15 protein-coding genes and 1 rRNA gene are annotated in these 16,375 nt (G+C 52.8%); 15 read left to right on the forward strand and 1 reads right to left on the reverse strand.

The genetic code is table 11. The features are described 5' to 3' along the window. Positions 1 to 6 precede the first annotated feature (6 nt). Complete coding sequence (gene priA / locus ABXT50_RS02260) at positions 7 to 735, forward strand: bifunctional 1-(5-phosphoribosyl)-5-((5-phosphoribosylamino)methylideneamino)imidazole-4-carboxamide isomerase/phosphoribosylanthranilate isomerase PriA (RefSeq protein WP_415274555.1); 729 nt, start codon at positions 7 to 9, stop codon at positions 733 to 735. Then, positions 732 to 1,481 (forward strand): SseB family protein, encoded by a 750-nt coding sequence (locus ABXT50_RS02265; RefSeq protein WP_415274556.1) that lies wholly within the window; start codon positions 732 to 734, stop codon positions 1,479 to 1,481. The genes priA and ABXT50_RS02265 overlap by 4 nt, the downstream gene beginning before the upstream one ends. A gap of 1 nt (position 1,482) precedes the next feature. Here ABXT50_RS02265 and ABXT50_RS02270 read toward each other — a convergent pair whose 3' ends face one another. Beyond that, positions 1,483 to 1,803, reverse strand: coding sequence for a DUF1844 domain-containing protein (locus ABXT50_RS02270; RefSeq protein ID WP_007541374.1), 321 nt, complete (start codon positions 1,801 to 1,803; stop codon positions 1,483 to 1,485). Positions 1,804 to 2,014: 211 nt separating this feature from the next. On the opposite strand from ABXT50_RS02270, the gene infC reads away from it, so the two are divergent. The 13 genes from infC (at position 2,015) to ABXT50_RS02335 (ending at position 16,239) form a co-directional block, all read left to right on the forward strand. Then, entirely contained in the window at positions 2,015 to 2,554 is a 540-nt protein-coding gene (infC, locus tag ABXT50_RS02275; RefSeq protein ID WP_415274557.1) for a translation initiation factor IF-3, read from the forward strand. A gap of 11 nt (positions 2,555 to 2,565) precedes the next feature. Beyond that, a complete protein-coding gene (rpmI, locus tag ABXT50_RS02280) occupies positions 2,566 to 2,760 on the forward strand; it encodes a 50S ribosomal protein L35 (protein WP_040324904.1) in 195 nt (64 codons plus the stop codon). A 24-nt stretch (positions 2,761 to 2,784) separates the two neighbouring features. Then, positions 2,785 to 3,168, forward strand: a complete 384-nt coding sequence (rplT, locus tag ABXT50_RS02285; RefSeq protein ID WP_415274558.1) for a 50S ribosomal protein L20 — start codon at positions 2,785 to 2,787, stop codon at positions 3,166 to 3,168. Continuing rightward, the gene (locus tag ABXT50_RS02290) at positions 3,168 to 3,968 is read left to right on the forward strand and encodes a TrmH family RNA methyltransferase (RefSeq protein ID WP_415274559.1); all 801 of its coding nucleotides are present in this window, start codon (positions 3,168 to 3,170) and stop codon (positions 3,966 to 3,968) included. The genes rplT and ABXT50_RS02290 overlap by 1 nt, the downstream gene beginning before the upstream one ends. A 10-nt stretch (positions 3,969 to 3,978) precedes the next feature. After that, positions 3,979 to 5,013, forward strand: a complete 1,035-nt coding sequence (pheS, locus tag ABXT50_RS02295; protein ID WP_415274560.1) for a phenylalanine--tRNA ligase subunit alpha — start codon at positions 3,979 to 3,981, stop codon at positions 5,011 to 5,013. Further along, complete coding sequence (pheT, locus tag ABXT50_RS02300) at positions 5,014 to 7,494, forward strand: phenylalanine--tRNA ligase subunit beta (RefSeq protein ID WP_415274561.1); 2,481 nt, start codon at positions 5,014 to 5,016, stop codon at positions 7,492 to 7,494. Beyond that, positions 7,495 to 8,541 (forward strand): N-acetyl-gamma-glutamyl-phosphate reductase, encoded by a 1,047-nt coding sequence (gene argC, locus ABXT50_RS02305; RefSeq protein WP_415274562.1) that lies wholly within the window; start codon positions 7,495 to 7,497, stop codon positions 8,539 to 8,541. Next, complete coding sequence (gene argJ / locus ABXT50_RS02310) at positions 8,538 to 9,692, forward strand: bifunctional glutamate N-acetyltransferase/amino-acid acetyltransferase ArgJ (protein WP_415274563.1); 1,155 nt, start codon at positions 8,538 to 8,540, stop codon at positions 9,690 to 9,692. Before argC ends, argJ begins: the two co-directional genes overlap by 4 nt. Next, the gene (gene argB, locus ABXT50_RS02315) at positions 9,692 to 10,579 is read left to right on the forward strand and encodes an acetylglutamate kinase (RefSeq protein WP_415274564.1); all 888 of its coding nucleotides are present in this window, start codon (positions 9,692 to 9,694) and stop codon (positions 10,577 to 10,579) included. Before argJ ends, argB begins: the two co-directional genes overlap by 1 nt. A 7-nt stretch (positions 10,580 to 10,586) precedes the next feature. Continuing rightward, positions 10,587 to 11,510 carry an ornithine carbamoyltransferase gene (gene argF / locus ABXT50_RS02320; RefSeq protein WP_415274565.1) on the forward strand — a complete coding sequence of 308 codons (924 nt, stop codon included), beginning with the start codon at positions 10,587 to 10,589 and terminating at the stop codon, positions 11,508 to 11,510. 28 nt (positions 11,511 to 11,538) lie between these two features. Then, a complete protein-coding gene (argH, locus tag ABXT50_RS02325) occupies positions 11,539 to 12,939 on the forward strand; it encodes an argininosuccinate lyase (protein ID WP_415274566.1) in 1,401 nt (466 codons plus the stop codon). Next, positions 12,939 to 14,234, forward strand: coding sequence for a tyrosine--tRNA ligase (tyrS, locus tag ABXT50_RS02330; RefSeq protein WP_415274567.1), 1,296 nt, complete (start codon positions 12,939 to 12,941; stop codon positions 14,232 to 14,234). The genes argH and tyrS overlap by 1 nt, the downstream gene beginning before the upstream one ends. Positions 14,235 to 14,718: 484 nt before the next feature. Then, positions 14,719 to 16,239 (forward strand): 16S ribosomal RNA (locus ABXT50_RS02335). Positions 16,240 to 16,375: the final 136 nt, after the last annotated feature.

The following is a 16,375-nucleotide window of genomic DNA, read 5'->3' on the forward strand; positions in this document are numbered from 1 at the left end:
GACACCTTGAAGCTTGAGTTACTACCCGCGGTCGACGTTGCGTCCGGCAAGGCCGTGCGTCTTACCCAAGGAGAGGCCGGTACTGAAGAGGATTTCGGGCACCCTCTGAAGGCAGCGCAAGACTGGATCGCGGCCGGGGCAGAGTGGATTCACTTGGTTGATCTTGATGCTGCGTTTGGTCGAGGACATAACCGAGAAGTCATAGCCGATGTAGTTGCTCAAAGTGGTGCCGTAAAAATCGAACTTTCAGGGGGTATCCGCGACGATCATTCGCTTGAGGCCGCTCTTGAGCTGGGCGCCGCGAGAGTAAATCTCGGAACCGCCGCACTTGAGGATCCTGAGTGGACATCGAAAGTGATCAGTAAATACGGTGATCAGATTGCCGTTGGGTTGGACGTGAGGGGAAGCACGTTGGCGGCTCGCGGATGGACCAAAGAAGGCGGAGACCTGCTTGAGGTTTTGGCCAGACTTGAGGCGGACGGCTGCGCCAGATATGTCGTGACTGACGTTACTAAGGATGGGACCCTGAAAGGCCCCAACCTCGAGCTCTTAAAATTAGTAATGCAGCACACCAACAAACCGGTCGTGGCTTCCGGCGGTATTTCCACTTTGCAGGACATCCAGGACCTAGTTGACTTAGTGCCTCTTGGCCTGGAGGGTGCGATTTTAGGTAAGTCGCTTTATGCCGGGCGCTTCACGCTAGAGGAAGCCCTGGCGATCGGTTCCGGCCATTGACTGAAAGCCCCTTTGTTGATTCGGCGGGCGTCCCATGGAAGGGGCGATCCTTCGATGAGAATCCTTGGGCAGAAGACGACGGCGAGACTCCAGAGGTAATTGCGAGGGCTTTGGCCGCAACTCCGTTTGTAAAAATGGGGTTCGTTGAGTCACTTCGCGGGCAGCGTTTGCTGGTTCCACTAATTGCGGAGATTGGTGAGAGCGGCATTGGCCCTCACGGTCAAGCGGTTGATAAGAGTGCGGACTTGGCAATTGTCGCGGTGTCAACCCCGGATGATAGAACCGCAATCCCCGCCTTCACGTCAGTCGCGGACATGCTTTCTTGGAAGCCTGAGGCTCGTCCCGTGCCGGTATCGATAAATAAACTCTGCGTGGCGACCGTCGGAGAAGGTCACACGCGGGTAATCATTAATCCGGCAACCCATGCACGAGCTCTTCGCAGGACCGAACTAGCAGCTCTGGCTCAGGACTTGGAGATAATTGACGCAGTTTCTGGCCCTGAGGTAAAGCAAGTAATTGCTCATGCGGTCAAGGGAGTGAGGGACGTCGTTATGGCTGGAGTTTCAGCTGGAGACCCAGAGGCAAGACTTGTGGCTGAGGAAATAATCATCGAGGTCGGCATGAGGCCGGGTTTGACCGCTGAGGACTTAGAAAACGCGCTCATCAGTTTCGTCGCTCACCTCAGGGCGGGGGATCTTGATGACTTCGTGGATTCCTTCAAGCTGAAAATAATTTCTGTCATCTAGGTCAGGAAACTGGACCCGTGTATTTCTCCCCAGGCCCTTGCCCGGGTGCGTCCTTGATAAATGATGCTTCCCGGAATGCCAACTGCAAGGATCTAAGTCCGTCCCTTAGGGGTCGAGCGTGGTGATCGCCGATCTCTCCCGCAGCAGCGCTCACCAAGCCTGCCAGCGCAGTGATCAGCTTGCGTGCCTCTGCTAAGTCGCCTGGAGTGTCATCGGACAAGCCACACTGAACCGCTGCAGCACTCATTAGGTGCACTGCGGTTGTGTTAATAACCTCGACCGCTGGAACTTCAGCGATGTCACGAGCTAAGTCTTCTTCCACTTTTCCTCTTCTCAATATTCAAATGCTCTGCTAGGCTACCTGAGGCTCCGAGCTATTGCTCGGTCAGAAGTGGATTACAATCCCACCTGTCAGCCGCCTTCTAAATAGGCTGCCGGGTAAGAGAGTTGATTTACTTCTGCACGCTTGCGTGGTCAAAAACAGTTATTAAGGAGAAATTATCAGCGATCCTCGCATTAATGAGCGTATTCGGGTGGCACAGGTTCGTCTTGTGGGACCAGCTGGAGAGCAAGTTGGCGTTGTTGATATTGATCAAGCACTCAAGTTGGCTAGAGAGGCCGACCTCGACTTAGTCGAGGTTTCGCCAGGCTCGAGCCCTCCCGTCTGCAAGATTATGGATTACGGCAAGTTCAAATATGAAGCTGCCCAAAAAGTCCGTGAGGCTCGCAAGAACCAGGTCAACACAGTTTTGAAAACTGTTCGATTTGGTTTGAAGATTGACAGCCACGACTACGAGACAAAGGCAGGACAGGTCCGAAAGTTCCTGAAGGCCGGCGACAAAGTCAAGGTGATGGTTGTGTTTCGCGGAAGAGAGCAGTCTCGACCCGAAATGGGCGTCAAGTTACTCAGGAATTTAGCTGAACAAGTTACCGAATTTGGAACAGTTGAGTCGAATCCATCAATCGATGGCCGAAGCATGGTCATGGTTATAGGTCCGCTCAAGAACAAGGCCGAAGCTCGAGCAGAGGCTAAAAAGGCACAGCAGAAGCCTGCTGTGGAGCAAGAGAACTAAAAGGAGAGCTCATGCCGAAGATGAAGACCCATTCGGGTGCCAAAAAGCGTTTCCGCTTTACTGGCAGCGGCAAGCTGATGAAGCAGCAGATTAACATGCGACACAACCAGGAGCACATGTCCTCCAGGCGCAAGCGTCGCCTGAATGCTGACCAGGTGGTTTCCCCCGCAGATTTCAAGAAGCTTAAAAGGCAGCTCGGCCGCTAGGGCTGACGAAGAAGGAGTAAGAACATGGCAAGAGTAAAAAATGCTGTCAACTCGCACAAAAAGCGCAGAGTTGCTCTAGAGCGCGCCAAGGGTTACCGCGGTCAACGCTCGAGACTGTATCGTCAGGCCAAGCAGCAGTTGCTGCACTCGCTTGTCTACGCTTACAACGATCGTCGTAAGCGCAAGGGTGATTTCCGTAGACTGTGGATTCAGCGGATCAACGCTGCGGCCCGTCTAAACGGTATGACTTACAACCGCTTCATCCAGGGGCTCAGCCTTGCTGGTATCGAGGTAGACCGCAGAATTATGTCCGACATGGCAATTCATGACCCGAAGTCTTTCGCAACCTTGGTTGCCTCGGCAAAGGCAGCATTGCCAAAGGACGTGAACGCTCCAAAGGCTAGCTAATGCTGGATGATCCCAGATCCAACAGGGTCAAGGGGATTGTTCGACTGAATCAAAAAGATGCCCGGTATGAAACCGGGCTCTTTTTGCTTGAGGGGCCACAAGGCCTGAAAGAGCTAGAAAAATCCCCCCGTCTAATCGAAGAGGTCTTCGTGACCGCCTTGGCTTGGGAGCGTTATCGCGAGGTCCTGTCCGGCTTATCGGATCTGGGCGTTGCTATCGAAGAAGTCTCGGACGAAGTCATGAGCAAAATTTCTGACACCAGAACTCCCCAGGGAGTGGTGGCGGTCGTTCATCATCTCGATATTGAGCTTGAGGAGCTACTTTCAAAGCAGCCGGTTTTGTTGGCACTTATTGACCAAGGGCGAGACCCCGGGAATCTTGGGTCAATAATAAGAGCCGCAGACGCCGCAGGGGCCGACGCTGTCATCCTCAGCCCTGACTCGGTGGACGTTTATAACCCGAAGGTGGTCAGGTCGACCGCCGGCAGTATTCTGAACGTCCCCATCGTTGTAGATCAAGATTTAGTTGAGGCGATTAGCAAAATCAAGTCCGCCGGCATTCAAGTGTTTTCATCTAGCTCTTCGGGCCAGGATGTCACTCAAGTATCTGTGGCCGAAATGGCAAAGCCAACCGCTTGGGTTTTTGGTAACGAAGCTCATGGTGTTACCAGTGAAGTCGCCGAAAATGCGGATAGGACCATGTCTTTGCCTATTTATGGTGCCGCTGAATCATTGAACCTAGGAATAGCAGCTTCAATTTGCCTGTATCTCACTGCGGTTGCTCAGCACACTAATCGCTAAACTTGTGGCGATGTCCGATAAATTAACTCCCGAAGTAGTAGCCAATGCGCTACAAGAGTCTCTAAGCGCGCTGGCCGCTGTAGAAGATGCGGCAACCCTGAGGAACCAGAAGGCTCAGATTGTTGGAGATAGCTCCCCAATCAGTAGGCTCAACGCTTTGATAAAGGCAGTTCCCAATGAGCAAAAGGCTGAGGCTGGCAAGTTAGTCGGAGGGGCAAGGGCAAAGCTAAACCAAGCGTTTGAAGAAAAAGAAGTCAAGCTGGAATCGCTAGCGGCAAGCGAGGCCCTTGCTAACGAAAAAGTCGACATGACGGCTGCGCCAAAGTTTTTGAGGCTCGGCGCAAGACACCCGCTGTCTCTTTTGATGGATCAGGTCAGCGATGTATTCGTTGGTATGGGCTGGGAGATAGCCGATGGCCCGGAGCTTGAAAATGAATGGTTTAATTTCGACGCATTGAATTTTCACCCGGATCACCCAGCCAGGGCAATGCAGGACACTTTCTTTGTTAGGCCAGTCGAGAATCACCTGCTGTTGCGGACTCACACGTCTCCAGTTCAGGTTAGATCCCTTCTTGAGCGCGAACTGCCGGTTTACGTGCTGTGCCCAGGAAGAGTCTTCAGGACCGACGAATTAGATGCCACCCACACCCCGGTGTTTCACCAGGTGGAGGGTTTGGCGATTGACAAGGGTTTGACCATGGCCGACCTTCGGGGAACTTTGGAACACTTTGCAAGGGTGATGTTTGGCGAAGAGGCCAAAATTAGATTGCGGCCGAGCTTTTTTCCTTTCACTGAACCTTCCGCCGAGCTGGATGTTTGGCATCCGGATGCCAAAGGCGGACCGCGTTGGGTCGAGTGGGGTGGCTGCGGCATGGTGAATCCGAACGTTTTGCTTGCGGCAGGAATTGATCCCGAGGTCTATTCCGGATTCGCTTTCGGAATGGGCATCGAGAGAACTTTGATGTTCAGAAACGGCGTGAAAGACATGCACGACATGGTCGAAGCCGATGTTCGGTTTAGTGCCCAGTTTGGTTCGGTGATCTAGGTGAGAATTCCACTTGGATGGCTCGGTGAGATGGTCGAGCTTGGTGCGAAAATTACCCCGAATGACGTGATGGCTGAGCTCGTAAAAGTTGGCCTCGAAGAAGAAGGTTCTCACGGCGGGGACATATCTGGACCGGTCGTCGTCGGGGAAGTCCTGTCCTTCCAGGCTGAAGAGCAAAAAAATGGAAAAACTATTCGTTGGTGCCAAGTTCGAGTTGCAACCAGCGGCTCAGAGGAGATTAGGGGCATCGTCTGTGGCGCCGCCAATTTTACGGTCGGGGACAAAGTTGTAGTGAGTCTGCCGGGCGCCGTTTTGCCCGGAGGGTTCGAGATTGCAGCCAGAAAGACTTACGGACACGTCTCGGATGGCATGATCGCTTCTGCTAAGGAGCTTGGACTGGGAGATGAGCACGAAGGAATCCTTGTGCTGAGTTCGATAGGTCTTGACCCTGAAATTGGGCTCGACGCAATCGCGCTGCTGGGATTGGACGAGTCTGCCGCCGAGGTGAACGTGACTCCGGACCGTGGCTATTGCCTGTCAATAAGAGGAATCGCAAGAGAGTATTCGCATGCGACTGGCGTGAAGTTCCAAGACCCGGTTCTTACCATTGAGCCGGTAATGGGGTCGGGCTTTGCGCTCGAAGTGAAAGACAATGCCCCTATCCACGGCAAGGCCGGCTGCAGTCAGTTTGTATTGGTTGGAGTTTCCGGTCTAGACGCCGAGTCGAAGGTTCCGGATTGGATGGTAAACCGTCTAAAGCTTGCTGGAATGCGCTCGATATCAATCGCGGTAGACATCACGAACTACGTGATGCTAGAGCTCGGTCAACCACTGCATGCTTACGATCTTGACAAGCTGGTTGGGGGCATAAGCGTTCGACGTGCAAAGGCGGGCGAAGAGCTCATAACACTGGATCAAAAAACCAGACAGCTTCACGAAGAAGATCTGTCGATCTGTGATGAGCAGGGTCCAATAGGAATCGCCGGTGTTATGGGCGGGGCTCGGACCGAGGTTAGCTCAAGCACTACGGCAGTGCTCATAGAGGCGGCGATTTTCGATCCAATTTCGATTGCCAGGAGTGCTAGACGCCACAAGCTACCATCCGAAGCGTCCAAGCGATTTGAGCGGGGGGTGGACAGTTCGATCTCCAGGGCTGCGGCTTCCAGGGCCGCCAGATTGTTGACTGAGCTTGCCTCCGGGAGCTTTAGCGGTGTCGGGGCCGAACACTCAAGCGATTTTCAGCTACCAACAATAGAAATGAAACTTGATTATCCGGGTCAATTGGTGGGTGTTGAATATTCGGCGGACGAAGTGATTGCCAGTCTCGAAGAAATCGGTTGCACTGTTGCGAAAATTAAAAATCTTGTTCAAGTGACTGTGCCTAGCTGGCGTCCTGACATTACTCATAAGACTGACTTGGTCGAAGAGGTCGCAAGGCTTATCGGATATGACAAAATTCCGTCTAGGCTACCGGTTGCACCTCCGGGGCGTGGCCTTACTGCCAGGCAGAAACTTCGACGTCGGGTATTGGCCGGCCTTACCGGCGCTGGATTCGTCGAGGTTCTGAACTATCCGTTTGTCTCTGCGGAGCAGAACAGTTGGATGGGTCCAGTTGGAGCCTTGGAGCTCGAAAACCCAATGCAGTCTGAGGCGAGTTTCTTGAGAACGTCTTTGGTTCCAGGATTGATTTCGGCTGCGGCCAGAAACATATCTCGCGGGTCCACCGACTTAGCGTTGCTCGAAGAGGGTTCAGTTTTTCTGTCAAATGATGTCAGTGCCGTGACCACTTTGCCCGCGGGCAACGTGCGTCCTTCAGAAATGACTTTGGCCGCGCTAAAGGCAGCAATACCGATGCAGCCCAGGTTGGTTTCTGGTCTACTTACGGGCCATTGGTTACCTCAAAGCCCAGGGCAGCACTTCACATTGGCGGGCTACCCTCAGGCCCTAGGCGCAGTCGAGGTAGTTATGCAGCAGGCCGCGGTTTCCTTTGAAATAAAGCAGCTCGAGATTGCTGGGCTTCACCCGGGCCGGGCCGCGCACGTGCTGGTGGCCGGAAAAGTGGTGGGATTTGTAGGCGAAGTTCACCCGGAGTTGGCTTCACAAAATCACCTACCCAGGTCCGTTGGAGTTTTTGAATTGAATCTGGATGAAATTTTTGCTGTGGCTCCGGATTTGGTTCAGGCCCAGGAGCTTGGGGTTATGACTGCCTTGACGCAGGATCTTTCTCTGGTTGTCGATGTTCGGGTCAGTGCCGCCGATTTGACGCAAAGCATCGTGACCGGTGCCGGAGATCTTCTCGAAGAAATCCGTTTGGTTGATGACTACCGCGGCAAAGGTTTAGACGCCGGCCAGAAATCCTTGACTTTCTCGCTTCTGTATCGAGCGCATGACCGCACTCTTACCCAAGCGGAGGCTACCGCGGCCAGGGATCAGGCCGTGGAGCTTGCAAACCAGCAATTCGGCGCAACTCTAAGGGGCTAAATGACTATTCAGGTGGCAGTCGCTGGAGCAAGTGGGTACGTTGGGGGCGAGCTTTTACGCCTGATTGCAGCGCATCCGATGCTAGACCTTGGTGCAGTCACCGGCCACAGCAATGTTGGTCAAAGTCTTGGTCTACTTCAGCCCCACATCCCGGAATTCGCAGATCGAGTGTTAGTCGAGACTTCGGTTGAAAATCTAGCGGGACATGAAGTCGTATTTCTTGCCCTGCCGCACACCAAAAGCGCGGAACTGGCGGCGCAGCTGCCTACGCACGTAATGGTGATTGACTGCGGAGCTGATTTTAGATTGCAAGACGCAAGCGCTTGGGAGACTTATTACCAAACTGCTCACTCTGGCTCATGGCCCTACGGCCTCCCAGAGCTAACGTTGGCAACCGGAGGCAAGCTCAGGACTGAACTTCGTGAAGTTAGGCGCTTAGCCATACCGGGTTGTAACGTGACAGCGGTTTCTCTTGCCCTGGCGCCGGCATTTACAGCGGGGCTTATCGAACCCGATGACGTCGTTTCAGTGCTATCAGTTGGAACCTCTGGGGCTGGAAAAGCCGGCAGCATCGACTTATTGGCAGCCGAGGTTCTCGGATCCGCAAGAGCTTACGGGGTTGGGGGAACTCATCGACACACGCCGGAGATTGAGCAGAACCTATCCTTGGCCGCTGGCAAACCGGTGACAGTTTCTATGACTCCGGTTCTAGTCCCTATGTCCAGAGGAATCTTGGCCGTTAATACCGCGAAGCCTTCGAGTCGTTTTTCACTGGAGCATCTCCGAGATGTTTATGAGAATGCCTACGGGGATGAAAGTTTTGTCCAGTTGCTCCCTGAAGGTCAGCTGCCAAGAACGGCTAGCGTGTTGGGTACTAATAATGCCCAGATTTCACTTGCCTTTGATGAGCACGCTCAGAAAGTTATTGTGGTGAGTGCGATTGATAACCTGGTGAAGGGCACCGCCGGCGCCGCTATCCAGTGCATGAACATTGCCCTTGGCTTGACGGAGCAGGTTGGCTTGAGCTCGATTGGGGTTGCCCCATGAGTGTTGTCGGGCCGAAGGGTTTTATAGCCGCCGGAGTAGCGGCTGGCCTGAAAACCAGTGGCGGTCTTGATGTTGCTCTCGTAGTAAATCAGGGACCCAACAATGCCGTGGCGGCGGTATTCACAACAAATCGCTGTCTCGCGAATCCAATACTTTGGTCTAAGCAGGTTATTGCCGGTGGCCAGGCAAGCGCAATCGTTCTAAACTCCGGCGGAGCCAACTGCTACACCGGCGCGCAGGGTTTCCAAACGACGCATGCAACCGCAGAGAAAGTTGCCGAACTCACCGGATTCCCCGCGGCTGAAATTGTTGTTTGTTCGACCGGCCTAATAGGTGAACAGCTGGACAGACCTAAATTATTGAGCGGGGTAACCTCGGCATTCGAATCGCTTTCAGAATCGGGTGGACAAGACGCAGCTCACGCCATTATGACCACTGACACAGTGGTGAAGCTTGGAACAAGATCAAGCACCGAAGGTTGGACTCTGGGCGGGATGGCCAAAGGCGCGGGAATGCTGGCGCCGGGCCTCGCAACAATGCTCGTTGTCATCACCACGGATGCCGTTTTGAACAGCGAACAGCTGGACACTGCCCTGAGGGCTGCCACTCGAGTGAGCTTCGATCGTCTTGATTCTGATGGCTGCATGTCCACAAACGACCAGGTGACATTGATGTCTTCTGGAGCAAGCCAGAAAACTCCCGATTTAGGGGAGTTCACAGCATCGCTAACTGAGCTTTGCAAAGAGCTAGCGCTCAAGTTGTTAGATGATGCTGAGGGGTCTAGCCATAATATTCACATCACTACTGAGGGTGCCAAGACCGAAGAGGACGCCCTTGAGGTTTCTAGGGCAGTAGCTCGCAACAACTTGTTCAAGGCTGCCATTTTTGGCAAGGACCCGAACTGGGGCAGGATCTTGGCCGCGGTTGGAACAACCTCTGCGGAATTTGATCCCTACGGGATAGATGTGTCAATCAATTCCATATTGATCTCTTCTAAGGGGGAGCCGGCCGAAGACCGGTCAAAGGTGGACTTGAGCGGTAAAGAGGTTCAAGTGGTTATTGACCTTCATGCGGGCAACCTCAGCGCTACGGTTGTTACCAATGACCTAACCCACAGCTACGTTGAAGAGAACAGCGCATACTCAAGCTAATGATTCCAGCAAACACAGACCAAGCACTTGCAAGGCTCAAGGCCGAAACTCTCATCGAGTCACTGGATTGGCTGCGAGAGTTCCACGGGCGAATAGTCGTGGTGAAGTTCGGCGGGAACGCGATGGTTGACGAGCAACTGCAGTTGGCATTTGCTCAGGACATGGCATATCTAAGGTTTGTAGGCATTAAGCCGGTTGTGGTGCATGGTGGAGGGCCGCAAATAACGGCCAGGCTCGCTGAAATTGGAATTAAAAGTGAATTCCGGGCTGGAATGCGATACACCGATGAAAAGACCATGTCGGTTGTAAGAGATGTACTTAGAAATCAGATCTCAAAAAACTTGGCAAATCTCATTGAGGAATCTGGAGCACAGACCGTGGTGCTTTCCGGTGAAGATGACTCCCTGTTTAGGGCCGTGAAAGTAAAGGGCCAAACTTCGGAAGGTGAGGTCGATTTGGGCCTTGTCGGTGAAGTCAAGACTGTCAATCCAAGGGCGGTACTGCAAGCACTTGACCAGGGCAAGGTACCCGTTATTTCTTCCGTGGCGCCCTCCAACGCAGGACAGCTACTGAATGTCAATGCCGACCTAGCCGCGTCGGCGCTCGCTATAGCTCTCGGTGCCGACAAGTTGATGGTGCTAACTGATGTTCCAGGTCTCTATGCGAACTGGCCAGAAATAGACTCGCTCTTATCCGAGATAAGCGTCGAGGAGCTAACCGAACTGATGCCGAAGCTTGAATCTGGAATGATTCCAAAAATGCAGGCTTGCTTGCGTGCGGTCCAAGGTGGGGTTCCGAAGGCTCACATTATTGACGGCAGACAACCGCACAGTATCCTGCTGGAAATTTTCACAAAAGCCGGTGTTGGAACCCAGGTAACGAGTTAGGGACAAATTGACCAAGCACTTTTTGAAAGACGATGACATTACTCCGTCGCAGCAGGCGCAGATTATTGATAGAGCCATCAAGCTAAAGGCGGACCGATTTAGTGAGAGGCCATTTGCTGGTCCTCAAACCGTGGCGGTTATTTTTGACAAGACCTCCACCCGAACGAGAGTTTCTTTCGCTGTCGGCATTGCGGAACTAGGGGGAGTTCCCCTGATTATCGATAGCGGTGTCTCGCAGTTAGGCAAGAAAGAGTCAGTGGCTGACACGGCCAGAGTTCTAGAGCGACAAGTAGCTCAGATTGTCTGGCGGACATATTCGCAGGCTGGGCTGGATGAAATGGCCGCCAATTCTTCAGTTCCAGTTATAAACGCCTTGAGCGACAGCTGGCACCCATGTCAGTTGTTGGCCGACCTGATGACAATCAAAGAGTGTTTCGGGAAAACCGAAGGGCTAAAGCTTGCCTACGTGGGCGATGCCAATAACAACATGGCAAATAGCTACCTTGTTGCCTGCGCCATGGCGGGCATGGATGTTTCGATTGCCGCTCCAGAAGGTTACGGACCGGACGATGCGGTCTTGGATCGAGCCCGGGAAATTGCGGGTATTCAAGGAGGCAAGATTACCTCGTCGAATGACCCTCTAGAAGCTGTAGAAAGTGCTCACGTGGTGGTAACCGACACTTGGGTCTCAATGGGCATGGAGGATCAGGCCCAAGAGCGTGCGTTGGTATTCCAGGCCTTCACGGTGGACTCGGCGCTGATGTCCAAGGCTGACAAGGGCGCAATATTCCTTCACTGCCTTCCTGCGTACCGAGGTTTTGAAGTTAGCGCGGATGTTATTGATGGCAGCCAGTCAAGAGTTTGGCAGGAAGCCGAAAACAGACTTCATGCCCAGAAGGCCTTGATGGCCTGGCTTGCCGAACAAAACTAAACTTCAGACAACAGGAAATTGGGTAGAAATGGCACAAAGTAAAGACTCTCTCTGGGGAGGCCGGTTTGCTGGGGGCCCGAGCGAAGCGCTCGAGGCTCTTTCCAAGTCGACTCATTTTGATTGGCGACTGGCAACCTATGACCTAAAGGGCACTTCTGCCCACTTGGTAGCTCTTCATGCGGGAGGCTACGTCACAACAGATGAACTTGCGGTTCTGAACAAGGCAGTTGCTGAGCTAACTAAGCGAGTTGAAGACGGTTCCTTTTTACCTAAGGCAACCGAAGAGGACGTACACGCTGCTCTTGAACGCGGACTCATCCAAATAGCGGGGTCTCAGCTTGCCGGAAAAATTAGGGCTGGTCGATCACGCAATGACCAGATCGCAACTCTAATCAGAATTTTTATGCTGGACGCAGCCGACGCAATTGAGGCACAGGTCCTTGATTACCTCGATGCTCTTTGCAGCCAGGCGGAGAATCACATTGGTGTTGCAATGCCCGGCAGGACTCATTTCCAGCTCGCACAGCCGGTTTTGCTCTCGCACCATTTGCTGGCACATGCTTGGCCACAGGTTCGTAACCTTCAGCGGCTAGAGGATTGGCGAAAAAGAGCCAATCGTTCGGCCTATGGTGCCGGTGCTTTGGCCGGAAGCACGTTGGGTCTGGATCCTAAGCTTGTCGCCGAAGAGCTTGGGCTCAATGGTGTCAGCGAAAACAGCATGGATGCCACTAGCAGCCGTGACTTGGTCGCGGAGTTCGTGTTTATCTTGAGTTTGATTGGTATCGATCTTTCAAGAATCAGCGAAGAGGTGATTGCCTGGGTCTCGTTCGAGTTCGGCTACGCAATTCTTGCCGACGAGTTTTCAACCGGATCCTCGATAATGCCTCAGAAAAAAAACCCTGACATTGCGGAGTTAACCAGAGGTAAGTCGGGAAGGCTTATCGGGAACCTAACTGGGCTTTTAGCCACGCTCAAGGGCTTGCCACTTAGTTATAACCGCGACTTGCAGGAGGACAAGGAGCCAATGTTTGACTCTTTTGACTCCCTGATGCTGATTTTCCCCGCATTTATCGGAATGATTTCGACTTTGACTTTTGATAAGGAGCGACTGGAATACCTTGCGCCCAAGGGCTTCTCGCTTGCGACTGACGTCGCGGAGTGGCTGGTTAAACAAGGGGTCGTTTTCAGAGATGCTCACGAAATTACCGGTCAGTTGGTTCAGTTTTGCGAGGCGAACGATCTCGAGCTCGATCAGGTCAGCGATGAGCAACTAGTAAAGGTTTCTAAGCATTTATTGCCTGAAGTTAGAAAAGTACTGAAGGTTTCCGGTTCGATAGAGGCAAGAAATGGCGCTGGAGGAACTTCTTCCTCCCAGGTGATCGATCAGTTGGTTGCTCTTCGTAAGCTCGCGCCTCATCGGAGGGTCTAATGGCCGACTCATCGACACTTTCAGCGCAAAATAACGACCCTTCGTTCACTCACGTGCTAGACGAGCTCAATTGGCGAGGGCTGGTGGCCTTGTCAACTGATGCTGCGGCGCTCAGGGAAGCGCTGAATAAACCAATCACTTTTTATTGCGGTTTCGACCCAACGGCGCCGAGTCTTCATCTCGGAAACCTGGTTCAGCTGCTCACCATGCGTCGATTGCAATTAGCTGGGCATCACCCACTCGCTTTGGTAGGGGGAGCCACTGGGCTTATAGGTGACCCAAAGCCGACTGCTGAGAGAACCCTAAACGATAGAGAGACAGTTGCAAGTTGGGTGATTAAACTAAGCGATCAGAATCGAAAGTTTTTATCATTTGAGGGTGAAAACAAGGCGCAGATGGTTAACAACCTCGATTGGACCAGCCAGTACAGTGCGATTGATTTTTTGAGAGACATAGGTAAGCACTACCGAGTCGGCAAAATGCTTGCTAAAGATGCTGTAAGTGCGAGGCTGAACTCAGACAGCGGTATTAGCTACACCGAGTTCAGTTACCAGATTCTTCAGGGGCTAGATTTCTTGGAGCTTTATAAGCGCTTTGGCTGCGTTCTTGAAACCGGCGGCAGCGATCAGTGGGGAAACCTCACCTCCGGGGCAGATCTGGTGCATCGAGTTGAGGGCAAAAGCGTCCACTTGATTGCAACCCCGCTCATCACAAACTCGGATGGCAAAAAATTTGGTAAGTCCGAGGGCAACGCAGTTTGGCTCGATAAGGACCTCACCAGCGCCTACGCGATGTATCAGTTCTGGCTTAATACCGACGACGCTGACGTGATTGATCGCCTCAAGGTATTTACCTTCCTAACGCGCAAAGAGGTTGAGGATTACGAACAACAAGTCTCAGCCGAGCCGCATAAGCGGGCAGCACAGCGCAGGCTGGCAATCGAGGTGACCGAGCTAGTGCACTCTGAAAAAGATGCCCTGGCCGCTGAGGCGGCCTCCCAGGCGCTGTTTGGGCAGGGTGAACTAGCAGAACTTGACCCAGAAACTCTGCGCGCTGCGCTCATGGAATTGCCTAATATTGTTTGCGAAATTGGTATTTCTGTTGTGACTGCGTTGGTGGAGTCCGGTTTAGTTGAATCAAATGGTCAGGCGCGTCGTGCAATCGCCCAGGGGTCGGTGGCCGTCAATAAGGACAAGGTTACTGACGAGCTTGCCCTGATAGACCAGTATTTACCTGGAAAAGTAGCTGTTTTGTCGCGCGGAAAAAAGTCTCTAGCAGGTTTGTTTTTCGGCTAGAACACGCCGGTCTGTCTTGGATTTGACAAGGTTATGAAAACGTGACTAAGCTTTCCCGAGTTAGCCAAAGTTAGGCAAGATCCGTTAGAGATCGCCAACTCAAGTACAACACTTCCAAGTACTAAATATTGGCCCTTGTGGCCAAGTGTTTTAGTGTCTAGGATTTAGGTCTTCCAACTAGGGAAATCGCAAGAAACAACTGGGTAACCAGAAGTTGACAGCGCCCCCAAAATCGGTAGACTTGAAAAGTTGCTCTGCGTAGGACCCGGAAGGGAAATCACAGAAGCATCCGATCTTTGAGAACTCAACAGCGTGCACTATGTAATGCCAAAAACCTTGGCAGGAACTTGTTCCTGCCAAGATCCTTTTTGGATAAAGATATGAAACAGAATTGTCAGTAGACAGTTCGAAAGCCAAATCAAATTGATCGCCTCATTTCCGAGGCGTTCGTAAAAGCTTTGCCGATTTATCGGCAGAATTGATTTTTACGGAGAGTTTGATCCTGGCTCAGGACGAACGCTGGCGGCGTGCTTAACACATGCAAGTCGAACGATGAAGCTGGAGCTTGCTCCGGCGGATTAGTGGCGAACGGGTGAGTAACACGTGAGCAATCTGCCCTTGACTCTGGGATAACTGCGGGAAACTGTAGCTAATACCGGATACTTTCCTCGGTGGGCATCCACTGGGGAAGAAAGAATTTCGGTCAAGGATGAGCTCGCGACCTATCAGCTAGTTGGTGAGGTAAAGGCTCACCAAGGCGACGACGGGTAGCCGGCCTGAGAGGGTGACCGGCCACACTGGGACTGAGACACGGCCCAGACTCCTACGGGAGGCAGCAGTGGGGAATATTGCACAATGGACGAAAGTCTGATGCAGCAACGCCGCGTGAGGGACGAAGGCCTTCGGGTTGTAAACCTCTTTTAGCAGGGAAGAAGCGAAAGTGACGGTACCTGCAGAAAAAGCACCGGCTAACTACGTGCCAGCAGCCGCGGTAATACGTAGGGTGCAAGCGTTGTCCGGAATTATTGGGCGTAAAGAGCTCGTAGGCGGTTTGTCGCGTCTGCTGTGAAATTTCGAGGCTCAACCTCGAACTTGCAGTGGGTACGGGCAGGCTAGAGTGCAGTAGGGGAGATGGGAATTCCTGGTGTAGCGGTGGAATGCGCAGATATCAGGAGGAACACCAATGGCGAAGGCACATCTCTGGGCTGTAACTGACGCTGAGGAGCGAAAGCGTGGGGAGCGAACAGGATTAGATACCCTGGTAGTCCACGCCGTAAACGGTGGGTGCTAGCTGTGGGCCACATTCCACGTGGTCCGTGACGAAGTTAACACATTAAGCACCCCGCCTGGGGAGTACGGCCGCAAGGCTAAAACTCAAAGGAATTGACGGGGGCCCGCACAAGCGGCGGAGCATGCGGATTAATTCGACGCAACGCGAAGAACCTTACCAAGGCTTGACATATACAGGAAAAGCGTAGAAATACGCTCCCCGCAAGGTCTGTATACAGGTGGTGCATGGTTGTCGTCAGCTCGTGTCGTGAGATGTTGGGTTAAGTCCCGCAACGAGCGCAACCCTCGTCCTATGTTGCCAGCACGTAATGGTGGGAACTCATGGGATACTGCCGGGGTCAACTCGGAGGAAGGTGGGGATGACGTCAAATCATCATGCCCCTTATGTCTTGGGCTTCACGCATGCTACAATGGCCGGTACAGAGGGCTGCAATACCGTAAGGTGGAGCGAATCCCAAAAAGCCGGTCTCAGTTCGGATTGAGGTCTGCAACTCGACCTCATGAAGTCGGAGTCGCTAGTAATCGTAGATCAGCAACGCTACGGTGAATACGTTCCCGGGCCTTGTACACACCGCCCGTCAAGTCACGAAAGTCGATAACACCCGAAGCCGGTGGCCTAACCGCAAGGAGGGAGCCGTCGAAGGTGGGATTGGTAATTGGGACTAAGTCGTAACAAGGTAGCCGTACCGGAAGGTGCGGCTGGATCACCTCCTTTCTAAGGAGCATCTCGGAGAACTTCGGTTCTCCACAAAGAGAGCCACTTACAGGCACATGTTCTGTAACTGGTTAGCTCAGGGTGGAACATTACATAGAATTTTTGATCAAATCCAACAAGCAGTACGCCCTTACGG

Source organism: Aquiluna sp. Uisw_065, from assembly GCF_047731275.1.
Taxonomy (GTDB): domain Bacteria; phylum Actinomycetota; class Actinomycetes; order Actinomycetales; family Microbacteriaceae; genus Aquiluna.